Raw genomic sequence first — 12,533 nt, 5'->3', positions numbered from 1 at the left:
TCAAATAACCGTCAGCAATCTTCATCAGGAACTCCCCGGCTTGTGTCGTTGGGTAGCCCGAATAAGGCGCAAAGCGACGCCATCCGGGATCCCCCGGCTACGCCAGAGATGGGCCTTAACGTCAGACATAAAAAAACCCGGCAAGCCGGGTTTTTTGTTGTTCGCGGAAAACGATTATTTCTGCGGACGCATGGCCGGGAACAGAATAACGTCGCGGATGGTGTGGCTGTTGGTGAACAGCATCACCATACGGTCGATACCGATACCCAGACCGGCGGTCGGCGGCAGGCCGTGTTCCAGCGCGGTGACGTAGTCTTCGTCGTAGAACATCGCTTCGTCGTCGCCTGCAGCTTTCGCATCAACCTGATCCTGGAAACGCTGCGCCTGGTCTTCAGCATCGTTCAGCTCGCTGAAACCGTTACCGATTTCGCGGCCGCCGATGAAGAACTCAAAGCGGTCGGTGATTTCCGGGTTCTCGTCGTTACGGCGCGCCAGCGGAGAGACTTCTGCCGGATATTCGGTGATGAAGGTCGGCTGAATCAGATGCGCTTCCGCCACTTCTTCGAAGATCTCGGTCACGATACGGCCCAGACCCCAGCTCTTCTCAACTTTGATGCCGATAGACTCAGCGATCGCTTTCGCGGAATCGAAGTTATCCAGATCCGCCATCTCGGTTTCCGGACGGTATTTCTTGATAGCTTCGCGCATGGTCAGTTTTTCAAACGGCTTGCCGAAGTCGAAAGTCTGGTCGCCATAAGGGACCGCGGTGTTGCCGAGAATATCCTGCGCCAGCGTACGGAACAGGGATTCGGTCAGCTCGATCAGATCTTTGTAATCCGCATACGCCATATAGAGTTCCATCATGGTGAACTCTGGGTTATGACGGACGGAAATCCCTTCATTACGGAAGTTACGGTTGATTTCGAAGACGCGTTCGAAGCCGCCAACCACCAGACGTTTGAGGTACAGTTCCGGCGCGATACGCAGGTACATGTCCAGATCCAGCGCGTTGTGATGGGTGATGAACGGACGTGCGGAAGCGCCGCCCGGGATCACCTGCATCATCGGGGTTTCAACTTCCATAAAGCCGCGACCGACCATGAACTGACGGATACCCGCCAGAATCTGCGAACGCACTTTGAAGGTGTTGCGGGATTCGTCGTTGGAGATCAGGTCAAGGTAACGCTGACGATAGCGTGCTTCCTGATCCTGCAGGCCGTGGAATTTGTCCGGCAGCGGGCGCAGAGCTTTGGTCAACAGACGCAGCTCGCTGCAGTGGATAGACAGCTCGCCGGTTTTGGTTTTGAACAGCTTACCGCGCGCGGCGATGATGTCGCCGAGGTCCCATTTTTTGAACTGCTCGTTGTAGACGCCTTCCGCCAGATCGTCGCGCGCGACGTACAGCTGAATGCGGCCGCCAACGTCCTGCAGCGTCACGAAGGAGGCTTTACCCATGATACGACGGGTCATCATGCGGCCAGCAACGGCGACTTCAACGTTCAGCGCTTCCAGCTCTTCGTTTTCTTTCGCATCGAAGTCAGCGTGCAGTTGGTCAGAGGTATGGTCACGACGGAAATCGTTCGGGAATGCGACGCCCTGCTCACGCAGCGCAGCCAGCTTCTCACGACGGGTTTTCAGTTCATTATTAAGGTCAATTGCCGCGTCAGCGCCCTGTGCTTGTTGTTCAGACATGTTGGTTCCTCATAACCCTGCTTTCAAACTTGCTTCGATAAATTGGTCCAGGCTGCCATCGAGCACCGCCTGAGTATTGCGGGTTTCCACCCCGGTGCGCAGATCTTTAATACGCGAGTCATCCAGTACGTAAGAACGGATCTGGCTGCCCCAGCCGATGTCAGACTTGTTGTCTTCCATCACCTGCTTCTCGGCATTCTTCTTCTGCATTTCCAGCTCATAAAGCTTCGCTTTCATCTGCTTCATGGCCTGGTCTTTGTTTTTATGCTGTGAACGGTCGTTCTGGCACTGCGTGACCAATCCGGTCGGGATGTGGGTAATACGCACCGCGGATTCAGTACGGTTAACGTGCTGTCCGCCCGCGCCGGATGCGCGGTAAACGTCGATACGCAGGTCGGCCGGGTTAATTTCGATATCGATATCGTCATCAACTTCCGGGTAAACAAACGCAGAGCTAAAGGAAGTATGGCGACGGCCGCCGGAATCGAATGGGCTCTTACGTACCAGGCGATGAACGCCGGTTTCAGTACGCAACCAGCCGTAGGCGTAATCGCCAATAATTTTGATGGTCACGGATTTAATCCCCGCGACTTCACCTTCGGATTCTTCGATGATTTCGGTCTTAAAGCCGCGCGCTTCCGCCCAACGCAGGTACATGCGTGTCAGCATGCTGGCCCAGTCCTGGGCTTCGGTGCCGCCGGAACCGGCCTGAATATCGAGGTAGCAGTCGGCGCTATCGTATTCGCCGGAGAACATGCGGCGGAACTCAAGCTGCGCCAGTTTATCTTCCAGCCCGTCCAGCTCGGCGACGGCTTCGTTGAAGGTCTCTTCGTCTTCGGCTTCCACCGCCAGATCCAGCAGACCGGCAACGTCTTCCAGTCCCTGGGACATCTGATCCAGCGTCTCTACGATAGCTTCCAGAGAAGAACGTTCTTTACCCAGCGCCTGTGCGCGCTCCGGCTCGTTCCAGACGTCCGGCTGTTCCAGCTCGGCATTTACTTCTTCGAGACGCTCTTTCTTAGCATCGTAGTCAAAGATACCCCCTAAGAACGTCGGAGCGCTCCGTGAGGTCCTGAATGCGGTTTTTTACCGGATTTATTTCAAACATGGTCGGTTTCTTTTAATGGATTTGTCAAAATGCGGTGATAAGAGCGGAATTCTACCGGATTCGCGCCCTTATTAATACACTGTTGTCAATTTGGCCAGAGGTGATCGATGATCAGCTGCAGGCTGCGGTTGCCGCGGAACTCATTGATGTCGAGCCTATAGGCCAACTGCACTTCGCGTACGCCGTTGTCAGGCCAAATGGAAGTATCGACGTTGAAGGCGATACCGTCCAGCAGCGGACCGCCGTCGACCGGTTCGACCATCACCTTCAGGTGACGCTCGCCCACCAGCCGCTGTTGCAGCAAGCGGAAGCGGCCGTCAAACAGCGGTTCCGGGAACATCTGCCCCCATGGCCCGGCGTCGCGCAGCATCTGCGCCACCTCCATGCTCATCTCCCCTGCTGCCAGCGGGCCGTCGGAGACCACTTCTCCCTGCAGCAATGCAGGATCCAGCCACTCGGTGACCAACTCGCCGAAACGCTGCTGGAATTCGTCAAAGCGCGCCTCTTCCAGCGATAATCCCGCGGCCATCGCGTGACCGCCGAATTTCAGGATCAGCCCAGGGTAAAGCGTATCAAGGCGCTCCAGCGCATCGCGCATGTGCAGCCCCTGAATAGAGCGGCCGGAGCCTTTTAGCGTGCCGTCTCCGGTTGGCGCAAAAGCGATAACCGGGCGGTGGAAGCGCTCTTTAATGCGCGAAGCCAGAATGCCGACGACGCCCTGATGCCACTGCGGATGATACATCGCCAACCCGCCCGGCAAGGTTTCGGTACTGCGCTCCAACTGCTGGCACAGCGTCAACGCTTCGGCCTGCATCCCCTGCTCGATCTCTTTGCGCGTCTGGTTTAGCGCATCAAGTTCATTGGCCAGTACCCGCGCTTCGCCGACGTTATCGCACAATAACAACGCAACGCCGACGGACATATCGTCCAGCCGTCCCGCCGCGTTAAGCCGTGGGCCGAGCGCAAAACCCAGGTCGCTTGCCGCCAGCTTTTGCGGATCGCGGTTGGAAATCTCCAGCAGCGCTTTGATGCCCGGCCGACATTTGCCAGCACGAATGCGGCTTAACCCCTGCCAGGTCAGAATACGGTTGTTGGCATCCAGCGGTACGACGTCCGCGACGGTGCCGAGCGCGACCAGGTCCAGCAATTCAGCGAGGTTTGGCGCAGCGATGCCGCGGGCCTCGAACCAGCCGTTATCCCGCAGGAAAGTCCGCAACGCCAGCATCAGGTAAAACGCCACACCGACGCCAGCCAGCGATTTCGACGGGAAATCGCAATCGCGCAGGTTGGGGTTAACGATCGCTTCCGCCGCCGGCAGCGTATCGCCCGGCAGATGGTGATCGGTCACCAGCACCGGGATCCCCAGCGCATGGGCGTGGTCGACGCCGGTATGTGAAGAGATGCCGTTATCGACGGTCATGATCATCTGCGCGCCGCGCGCGTGCGCCTGTTCGACCACTTCCGGGCTTAAGCCGTAACCGTCTTCAAAGCGGTTCGGCACCAGATAGGAGACATTGCCATAACCCAGCGCGCGCAGCGCCAGAACACTGAGCGCGGTACTGGTGGCGCCGTCGGCATCAAAGTCGCCGACGACGACAATATGCAATGTCTTCTGAAACGCGTCATGCAGCATTTCGACCGCATTTTCGACGCCGGTCAGCTGTGTCCACGGCAGCATGCCTTTGACGCCGCGTTCGAGCTCCTGCGCGCTACGCACGCCGCGGCTGGCGTATAACCGCTGCAGCAGCGGCGGCAGGTCGGCGGGTAAATCGACGCCGTCAACCGCCTCGCGGCGGCGTAGTTGTATCTGTTGTTTCACGCGAATCAGTTACCGCTTGTCTGTTTTTGATGCTCGTCGAGGAAAGCCTTCAGCTCTTTCGGCCCCTGATAGCCTGGCAACACCATACCGTTGCTCAGGACCATCGCCGGCGTACCGTTGACGCCCATTTGTACGCCGAGGGTGTAATGTTTGGCGATATCCACGTTACAGCTCGCCGGCTGAACGCCTTTGCCGTTCATGGCGTCATCCAACGCTTTGTTGCGATCTTTCGCGCACCAGATAGCTTTCATATCCTGTTCGGCCTGGCTTTGCAGCCCCTGACGCGGGAAGGCCAGGTAGCGCACCGTGATCCCCAGTGCGTTGTAGTCACTCATCTGCTCATGCAGTTTGTGGCAGTACCCGCAGGTGATGTCGGTAAAGACGGTGATGACGTGCTGCTCTTTTGGCGCTTTATAGACAATCATCTCTTTTGCCAGCGCGTTCAGCTTACCAACCAGCAGCTGATTGGTGACGTTGACCGGCTGCGCGCCGCTAACGTCGTACATCGGCCCTTGAATGATGTGTTTGCCGTCGTCAGTAACGTACAGCACGCCGCTGTCGGTCAGTACCGTACTCATTCCGGAAACCGGCGAGGGTTGAATATCGGTGCTCTGCACGCCAAGCTTAGCCAGCGACTGTTTGATCGCCGCGCTATCGGCATGCGCCGCGCCGGAGAGCGAGGCCGCCAGCAGGGTGAACATCAATAAACCTTTTTTCATACTCAGTCCTTTTATTCAGCATTCACGCCCGCGGGTGGTGCTGTTGATGAAGTTGTCGCAGACGCTCGGTCGCCACGTGGGTGTAGATTTGCGTGGTGGAGAGATCGCTGTGTCCTAACAGCATCTGCACCACGCGTAAGTCAGCGCCATGATTGAGCAAATGCGTGGCGAACGCATGGCGCAACACATGCGGGGAGAGCTTCGCGCTGTCGATCCCCGCCAGTACGGCATAATGTTTAATTCGGTGCCAGAAGGTCTGGCGCGTCATCTGCTGGGCGCGCTGGCTGGGAAATAGCACATCAGACGCCACGCCGTTCAGTAGCCAGGGACGACCGTACTCAAGGTAATTTTCCACCCACTGTACCGCCTCTTCGCCCAACGGTACCAGACGTTCTTTATTACCTTTACCAATCACCCGCAGCACACCCTGGCGCAGGCTGATATCGCTCATCGTCAGGCCAACCAACTCCGACACGCGTAGGCCCGTGGCATACAGGACTTCCAGCATCGCTTTATCGCGCAGCTCCAGCGGTTGCTCCACCAGCGGCGCCTGCAGCAGGCGTTCAACCTGCAACTCGCTAAGATCTTTCGGCAGCCGCTGCGGCAGCTTCGGCGAGGCCAGCAGCGCGCTGGGATCGTCCGGACGGATTTTCTCGCGGTACAGATGCTGGAAGAAACGACGCACCGCGCTCAGTAGCCGTGCAGTACTGGTGGCTTTGTAGCCGCCGGTCTGCCGCTCGGCCAGCAGCGCCTGCAGATCGTCGCTGCCGACGCTTGCCAGCGACAGACCACGATGGTGCAGCCACTCCACTAACATCGTCAAATCGCGACGATAGGCGCTGAGCGTATTCTCCGCCAGATTGCGTTCCAGCCAAAGGGCATCGAGAAACTGTTCAATTTGTGCCAGATCCTGTTTCACATCGGCCTCTTTGTTCGTTAAACGGTCTCATTATGCCTTAAGAGGCCGCCTTTCTGGTACACTGGGCGCAATTCACATCAAGAATTGAGATGTTTACGCGATGAACATAGGTCTTTTTTACGGCTCCAGTACCTGCTACACCGAAATGGCCGCGGAGAAAATCCGCGATATCATCGGCCCTGAGCTGGTGACGCTGCATAATCTGAAAGATGACTCCCCCGCGCTGATGAGCCAGTACGACGTGCTGATCCTCGGCATCCCTACCTGGGATTTCGGCGAAATTCAGGAAGACTGGGAAGCGGTCTGGGAACAGCTGGATACGCTGGACCTGGAAGGCAAAATCGTCGCGCTATACGGCATGGGCGATCAACTAGGCTACGGCGAATGGTTCCTTGACGCGCTGGGCATGCTGCATGACAAGCTGGCGACCAAAGGTGTGAAGTTTGTCGGCTACTGGCCAACCGAGGGCTATGAGTTCACCAGCCCGAAACCGGTTATCGCCGATGGCCAACTATTCGTTGGCCTGGCGCTTGATGAAACGAATCAATACGACCTGAGCGACGAGCGCATCGAGAACTGGTGCGAGCAGATCCTCGGTGAAATGGCGGAGCACTTCGCCTGAACCGTGGTTAATCGCGCGCCGGCTTTTGTTGCACCAGCCGGCGCAAATCCCGCCACTCTCCCGCATCCATACTGTCCGCCGCCACCCACAGATGCTGGCTACGGCCGCTTTCCGCCTGCTTCAGGCGCAGCAGCATACCGCTACTGATAACCCAGGGCGTACCGACAATATCCCATTCCGTTTTTTGCCAACGCAAACGAGAGTCGATCAACAGCTTAATTTCACCCTGACAGGCATGGATCCGCCTCTGGCTGCGCACACAGTCAAACACCACCAACGATAGCAGCAGTAGCCAAATCGGGGTGTAGCTTAGCGGCCAGGGCACCAGCAGCACGATTGCCGCCACCACCCCGTGCAGAAGCAGCGAGAACCACTGCGAACGCCAGGAAATGCGTAAATCAGATTGCCACAGGACCACGTTCCCGATTCCGAGTCTGAATTAAATTGACCATCCGTTGCAGTTGCGCATCCGCTGGCTTGCCGTGATTCATCAACCAGTTGAACAGGTCTGGATCATCGTTTTCCAGCAAACGGATAAACAGGCGCTTGTCGTCATCGCTGAGCGTGTCGTACTCGTACTCGAAAAACGGCATGATGGAGATGTCGAGTTCACGCATACCACGGCGGCATGCCCAGTGGATGCGGGCTTTGTTATTAATGTCCATGTTGTCCTTCCAGCATAAAGATATAGGTTAGTTTAACCCTTTTTGGGCACTTACTTTACAGTAATATCGCCTTGTGCGAGCAGCATTCCATAAAAGCCATAGAAAAAGCATGGCATTACCGGCGACCCACGCCAGCGTTGAGGGCACAAATGGCCTGCCGAAAGCGCTTGCATTGCACCATAGCTCTTTTACCATTAGTCATTCACTCTGCGTTATGCGATTCAGGATATGACTATGGCTTTTACACCTTTTCCTCCGCGTCAGCCTTCTTCTTCCGCTCGTCTGCCGTTAACGCTGATGACGCTGGATGATTGGGCGCTAGCAACGATTACTGGTCCGGATGGCGAGAAATATCTGCAGGGGCAGATCACCGCCGATGTCAGCAATCTGGCCACCGATCAACATCTGCTTGCCGCACACTGTGACGCCAAAGGCAAGATGTGGAGCAACCTGCGCGTATTCCACCGTGACGGCGGCTTCACATGGATCGAGCGCCGCAGCCTACGTGATGCGCAGCTGACCGAACTGAAAAAATATGCCGTCTTCTCCAAAGTCACCATCGCCGCTAACGACGATCTGGTTCTGCTCGGCGTCGCCGGTTTCCAGGCGCGCGCCGCGCTGGCGCCGCTGTTCGCCGCCCTGCCGGATGCCACCAAACCAGTAGTTACCGAGGGCGCCACCAGCCTGCTGTGGTTTGAACATCCGGCTGAACGCTTCCTGCTGGTTACCGACGTCGACACCGCGAACCGCGTGACCGACGCGCTACGCGGAGAAGCGCAGCTCAACAACAGCCAACAGTGGCTGGCGCTGAATATTGAAGCCGGTCTGCCGGTTATCGACAGCGCAAATAGCGCGCAGTTCATTCCGCAGGCCACCAACCTGCAGGCGCTGGGGGGAATTAGCTTCAAGAAAGGGTGCTATACCGGCCAGGAAATGGTGGCGCGGGCGAAATTCCGCGGCGCCAATAAACGCGCGCTATGGTCTCTGGCGGGCACCGCCAGCCGGGTTCCGGAAGCCGGGGAAGATATCGAGCTGAAAATGGGCGATAACTGGCGCCGCACCGGCACGGTTCTCGCTGCCGTCCAGTTGGATGATGGTCGTCTGCTTGTGCAGGTGGTGATGAATAACGATATGGAACCCGACAGCGTATTCCGCGTGCGCGACGATGCCGGCAGCCTGAGCATCGAGCCGTTGCCGTATTCGCTGGAAGAAAACTAAGTATCGCCGTGGAGATTCCCTGCTCGCGGCGCTTGCGCCTTAGCCGGGCTACCAGGCCGCAGAATATCGTAGCCACGGTAAGCGTAGCGCCGCCGTGGAGATTCCCGGCTCACGGCGCTTGCGCCTTAGCCGGGCTACCAGGCCGCAGAATATCGTAGCCACGGTAAGCGTAGCGCCACCGTGGAGATTCCCGGACGTTGAAATAATGAAGCCCCTTTAACAGGGCTTTATTGATCAGGATTGACCGACGTAAAGATAGATCGCCAGGAAGTGACACACGCTACCGCCGAGCACAAAGCCGTGCCAGATAGCGTGGTTATAGGGAATACGTTTGCAAACGTAGAAAATAACCCCCAGCGAGTACACCACTCCGCCGACCGCCAGCAGCGTGACGCCGCCCACAGCCAGCTTCACCGCCAGTTGGTACACCACGATAAGCGACAGCCAGCCCATCGTCAGATAAGTCACCAGCGACAGAATTTTAAAACGGTGCGCGATGGTCAGCTTGAACAGAATCCCCAGCAGCGCCAGGCTCCAGATAACAATCATCAGCCCCTTTGCCAGCGGCGAATTCAGGCCCACCAGTAAAAACGGCGTGTAGGTCCCGGCAATCAACAAGTAGATGGCGCAATGGTCGAATTTCTTCAGCCACTGTTTCGCCCGCTGATGCGGAATAGCGTGATAGAGCGTGGAGGCAAGGAACAGCATAATCATGCTGCCGCCGTACAGGCTGTAGCTGGTTATCGCCGTCGCGCTGGCGTTAGTGTCCACCGCCTGCACCAGCAACAACACCAGGCCGACGATACCGAACACCAGCCCGATCCCGTGGCTGATGCTGTTGGCAACTTCCTCTGCCAGAGAATATCCCTGAGTGATTAATGGCTTGCGAACCATATTTGACTCCGTGAAAACAAGAACGCTTTCATTGCACGCTTAGGGTAACTGAGAATGATTCCAGTGAACACCTGTTAGCTAAAATAAAAAGATGTATATTTGTAAATACATTAAAATCAAAACGTTACACTATTATTTCAACTAACACTTGTTCCACTTTATTTTAAATTCTTTTGAATTCAATAACATAAAAACGATCTTCCGCCGGATAGATTTCCACGATAACCTGACGCAGTTGTTCGAGGGTCATGTTTTCCTGCCGGGCGTGCTGTTCGGTTAACGTATCGAGGGTGACGGTCGAGGTCGCAGTAACGCTAATAGTGCAGAAATAGCCATTGTCTTCATAACGCCCGACGCGCAACACATCGCCGGGTTTAAAGTGCGACTCCGCCGCATCGCGAATGGTAATGGTTTTGCGCCCGGCAAGGATGTCGTCCTGAAAACGCTGAAAAAAAGTTATGTCATTTGTCTGCATGATATCATTCCGTCCTGGTCATTATGAATTGTGAGTTTGCCACTGTGAGTATGTTCTCCCACGCCGCTGTCGCCAGTCTCAATAATCTTGAGATGATGGTCTACCACTTCGTCATTAAGAATCGAGACAAAGTGATGTACATGACCATCCGCGAACTGGCAGAGGCTGCCGGGGTCTCCACCACCACCGTGTTGCGTTTTTGCCGCAAACTGCAGTGCGAGGGCTACTCTGAATTTCGCGTACGCTTTAAATTATATCTCGAGCAGAATGAGCCTCAACAGGCAAATATCGGCGCCAGCGAAATAATGAGCTTTTTTAAAAGCGTAAATAATGATGAGTTCGATGCATTACTTGAGCAGGCAGTCGATATTATACTGGCCTCTGAACGTATTATTTTCGTCGGCGCGGGAACCTCCGGCGCATTAGCAAAATATGGTGCCAGGTTCTTTTCCAACGTCGGAAAATTTAGTAATCACATTGACGATCCTTATTTTCCGGTCACCAATGACATGGCCCGCCACGCGCTGGCGATTGTGCTCTCGGTTTCCGGCGAAACCGAAGAGATCCTGCGTTTTGCCAGCCAGTTCAGCCTGCATCACTGCAAGGTGATGTCGATTACCAGCCATGAACACTCGCGGCTCGCCAAACTGGCCGATTTTAATCTCTCGTGGCACGTACCACAGACGCGGATCGGCGGCGTCTACGATATAACAACGCAAATTCCAGTGATCTATATTCTCGAATCGCTCGGGCGAAAATTAGCACGTAAAATCAGCTAAAAATAACAGCCTGTTTTTTCGATGTAACATATTCCGCCAGGTGGGATTTGTTATATCGTGACATTCAAATTCGCTTTGCTAGACTCGATTGCAATAGTCATTCACAGAGATTAGCAAAGATGAAAAAATTGACGCTTCCGAACGATTTTTTATGGGGCGGCGCGGTCGCCGCGCATCAGGTCGAGGGTGGCTGGAATAAAGGCGGCAAAGGCCCCAGCATCTGCGACGTTCTGACCGGCGGGGCGCACGGCGTACCGCGCGAAATCACCCGGCAGGTTGAAGCCGGGAAATACTATCCTAACCATGAGGCCGTTGATTTCTACGGTCGCTACCAGGAAGACATCAAGCTGTTCGCCGAAATGGGCTTCAAATGCTTCCGCACCTCCATCGCCTGGACCCGTATCTTCCCGCAGGGCGACGAAGCCCTGCCGAATGAAGAAGGACTGAAATTCTACGATGATATGTTCGATGAATTGTTGAAATACAACATCGAGCCGGTGATCACCCTTTCCCACTTTGAAATGCCGCTGCATCTGGTACAGCAATACGGCGGCTGGACTAACCGCAAAGTGGTCGATTTCTTTGTACGTTTCGCCGAAGTGGTCTTCGAGCGCTATAAGCACAAAGTGAAATACTGGATGACCTTTAACGAGATCAATAACCAGCGTAACTGGCGTGCGCCACTGTTTGGCTACTGCTGTTCCGGGGTGGTCTATACCGAGCATGAAAACCCGGAAGAGACCATGTACCAGGTGCTGCATCACCAGTTCGTCGCCAGCGCGCTGGCGGTGAAAGCGGCACGGCGCATCAACCCTGAGATGCAGGTTGGCTGCATGCTGGCAATGGTCGCCCTCTACCCGTACTCCTGCAAGCCGGAAGATGTCATGTTCGCCCAGGAGTCGATGCGCGAGCGTTATGTCTTTACCGACGTCCAGCTGCGCGGCTACTACCCCACCTATGTGTTGAACGAATGGGAACGCCGCGGCTTCAACATTAAGATGGAAGACGGCGACGCGCAGATCCTGCGTGAAGGCGCCTGCGCCTACCTCGGCTTCAGCTACTACATGACCAACGCGGTGAAGGCCGAAGGCGGTACCGGCGACGCGATTTCCGGCTTCGAAGGCAGCGTGCCGAACCCGCATGTGAAAGCCTCTGACTGGGGCTGGCAGATTGACCCGGTAGGCCTGCGCTATGCGCTGTGCGAGCTGTATGAGCGCTACCAGAAGCCGCTATTTATCGTCGAAAACGGCTTCGGCGCCTACGACAAAGTGGAAGCCGACGGCAGCATCAACGATGACTACCGCATTGATTATCTGCGCGCCCATGTCGAAGAGATGATCAAAGCGGTCACTTACGACGGCGTCGAGCTGATGGGCTATACCCCATGGGGCTGCATCGACTGCGTCTCCTTCACCACCGGCCAGTACAGCAAACGCTACGGTTTCATCTACGTCAACAAACACGACGATGGTACCGGCGACATGTCCCGTTCACGCAAAAAGAGCTTCAACTGGTACAAAGACGTGATCGCCAGCAATGGCGAAAAATTGTAATTAATCACTCCCTCCCCCTCTTTGGGAGGGAGTCCATCACTTGCTCGCCAGACACTTCTTTACAGCTTTA

General features: G+C 55.8%; 13 protein-coding genes. 4 read left to right on the top strand and 9 right to left on the bottom strand.

The genetic code is table 11. The annotated features are described in order from the left end of the window. Window positions 1-174: 174 nt before the first annotated feature. The 5 genes from lysS to xerD form a co-directional block, all read right to left on the bottom strand. Complete coding sequence (lysS, locus tag PYR66_04090; protein ID WEF28925.1) at window positions 175-1,692, bottom strand: lysine--tRNA ligase; 1,518 nt, start codon at window positions 1,690-1,692, stop codon at window positions 175-177. A 9-nt stretch (window positions 1,693-1,701) separates the two neighbouring features. Then, a protein-coding gene (gene prfB, locus PYR66_04085) for a peptide chain release factor 2 (GenBank protein ID WEF28924.1) occupies window positions 1,702-2,800 on the bottom strand; the annotation gives its coding sequence in 2 pieces (ribosomal slippage) (window positions 1,702-2,724 and window positions 2,726-2,800; 1,098 coding nt in all). A gap of 85 nt (window positions 2,801-2,885) precedes the next feature. Beyond that, a complete protein-coding gene (recJ, locus tag PYR66_04080; GenBank protein ID WEF28923.1) occupies window positions 2,886-4,619 on the bottom strand; it encodes a single-stranded-DNA-specific exonuclease RecJ in 1,734 nt (577 codons plus the stop codon). Window positions 4,620-4,624: 5 nt separating this feature from the next. Continuing rightward, window positions 4,625-5,338, bottom strand: coding sequence for a bifunctional protein-disulfide isomerase/oxidoreductase DsbC (gene dsbC, locus PYR66_04075; protein ID WEF28922.1), 714 nt, complete (start codon window positions 5,336-5,338; stop codon window positions 4,625-4,627). 22 nt (window positions 5,339-5,360) lie between these two features. Beyond that, window positions 5,361-6,257 carry a site-specific tyrosine recombinase XerD gene (gene xerD, locus PYR66_04070; GenBank protein ID WEF28921.1) on the bottom strand — a complete coding sequence of 299 codons (897 nt, stop codon included), beginning with the start codon at window positions 6,255-6,257 and terminating at the stop codon, window positions 5,361-5,363. Between the two features lie 100 nt (window positions 6,258-6,357). Between xerD and fldB the strand changes: the two genes are divergently transcribed. Beyond that, window positions 6,358-6,879 carry a flavodoxin FldB gene (fldB, locus tag PYR66_04065; protein ID WEF28920.1) on the top strand — a complete coding sequence of 174 codons (522 nt, stop codon included), beginning with the start codon at window positions 6,358-6,360 and terminating at the stop codon, window positions 6,877-6,879. Window positions 6,880-6,886: 7 nt separating this feature from the next. Here fldB and PYR66_04060 read toward each other — a convergent pair whose 3' ends face one another. Together PYR66_04060 and sdhE are read right to left on the bottom strand one after the other, a co-directional pair. After that, the gene (locus tag PYR66_04060) at window positions 6,887-7,297 is read right to left on the bottom strand and encodes a protein YgfX (protein ID WEF28919.1); all 411 of its coding nucleotides are present in this window, start codon (window positions 7,295-7,297) and stop codon (window positions 6,887-6,889) included. Then, complete coding sequence (sdhE, locus tag PYR66_04055; protein ID WEF28918.1) at window positions 7,278-7,544, bottom strand: FAD assembly factor SdhE; 267 nt, start codon at window positions 7,542-7,544, stop codon at window positions 7,278-7,280. Before sdhE ends, PYR66_04060 begins: the two co-directional genes overlap by 20 nt. A gap of 234 nt (window positions 7,545-7,778) precedes the next feature. Between sdhE and ygfZ the strand changes: the two genes are divergently transcribed. Next, window positions 7,779-8,762: a tRNA-modifying protein YgfZ gene (ygfZ, locus tag PYR66_04050; protein ID WEF28917.1), complete on the top strand. Its 984-nt coding sequence runs from the start codon at window positions 7,779-7,781 to the stop codon at window positions 8,760-8,762. A gap of 234 nt (window positions 8,763-8,996) precedes the next feature. Here the strand turns inward: ygfZ and PYR66_04045 are convergent, their stop codons facing one another. Then, window positions 8,997-9,656, bottom strand: a complete 660-nt coding sequence (locus PYR66_04045) for a hemolysin III family protein (protein WEF28916.1) — start codon at window positions 9,654-9,656, stop codon at window positions 8,997-8,999. Window positions 9,657-9,819: 163 nt separating this feature from the next. Next, window positions 9,820-10,131 carry a N(4)-acetylcytidine aminohydrolase gene (gene yqfB / locus PYR66_04040; protein WEF28915.1) on the bottom strand — a complete coding sequence of 104 codons (312 nt, stop codon included), beginning with the start codon at window positions 10,129-10,131 and terminating at the stop codon, window positions 9,820-9,822. 50 nt (window positions 10,132-10,181) lie between these two features. Here yqfB and PYR66_04035 point away from each other — a divergent pair, with 50 nt between their 5' ends. Continuing rightward, entirely contained in the window at window positions 10,182-10,910 is a 729-nt protein-coding gene (locus tag PYR66_04035; GenBank protein ID WEF30349.1) for a MurR/RpiR family transcriptional regulator, read from the top strand. A 119-nt stretch (window positions 10,911-11,029) separates the two neighbouring features. After that, window positions 11,030-12,463, top strand: a complete 1,434-nt coding sequence (gene bglA, locus PYR66_04030) for a 6-phospho-beta-glucosidase BglA (GenBank protein ID WEF28914.1) — start codon at window positions 11,030-11,032, stop codon at window positions 12,461-12,463. Window positions 12,464-12,533: the final 70 nt, after the last annotated feature.

Origin of the sequence: Klebsiella aerogenes (assembly GCA_029027985.1) — a bacterium.
Lineage (GTDB): Bacteria > Pseudomonadota > Gammaproteobacteria > Enterobacterales > Enterobacteriaceae > Klebsiella > Klebsiella aerogenes_A.
Note: the sequence above shows the minus strand (reverse complement) of the source record. Positions and strands in the feature narration are given on the sequence as shown.

Coding starts and splice junctions, on each gene's coding strand:
- fldB (WEF28920.1), top strand. CDS start 6,358: ATGAACATAGGTCTTTTTTACGGCTCCAGTACCTGCTACACCGAAATG.
- ygfZ (WEF28917.1), top strand. CDS start 7,779: ATGGCTTTTACACCTTTTCCTCCGCGTCAGCCTTCTTCTTCCGCTCGT.
- bglA (WEF28914.1), top strand. CDS start 11,030: ATGAAAAAATTGACGCTTCCGAACGATTTTTTATGGGGCGGCGCGGTC.
- dsbC (WEF28922.1), bottom strand. CDS start 5,338: ATGAAAAAAGGTTTATTGATGTTCACCCTGCTGGCGGCCTCGCTCTCC.
- lysS (WEF28925.1), bottom strand. CDS start 1,692: ATGTCTGAACAACAAGCACAGGGCGCTGACGCGGCAATTGACCTTAAT.
- sdhE (WEF28918.1), bottom strand. CDS start 7,544: ATGGACATTAATAACAAAGCCCGCATCCACTGGGCATGCCGCCGTGGT.
- yqfB (WEF28915.1), bottom strand. CDS start 10,131: ATGCAGACAAATGACATAACTTTTTTTCAGCGTTTTCAGGACGACATC.
- PYR66_04045 (WEF28916.1), bottom strand. CDS start 9,656: ATGGTTCGCAAGCCATTAATCACTCAGGGATATTCTCTGGCAGAGGAA.
- PYR66_04035 (WEF30349.1), top strand. CDS start 10,182: ATGTTCTCCCACGCCGCTGTCGCCAGTCTCAATAATCTTGAGATGATG.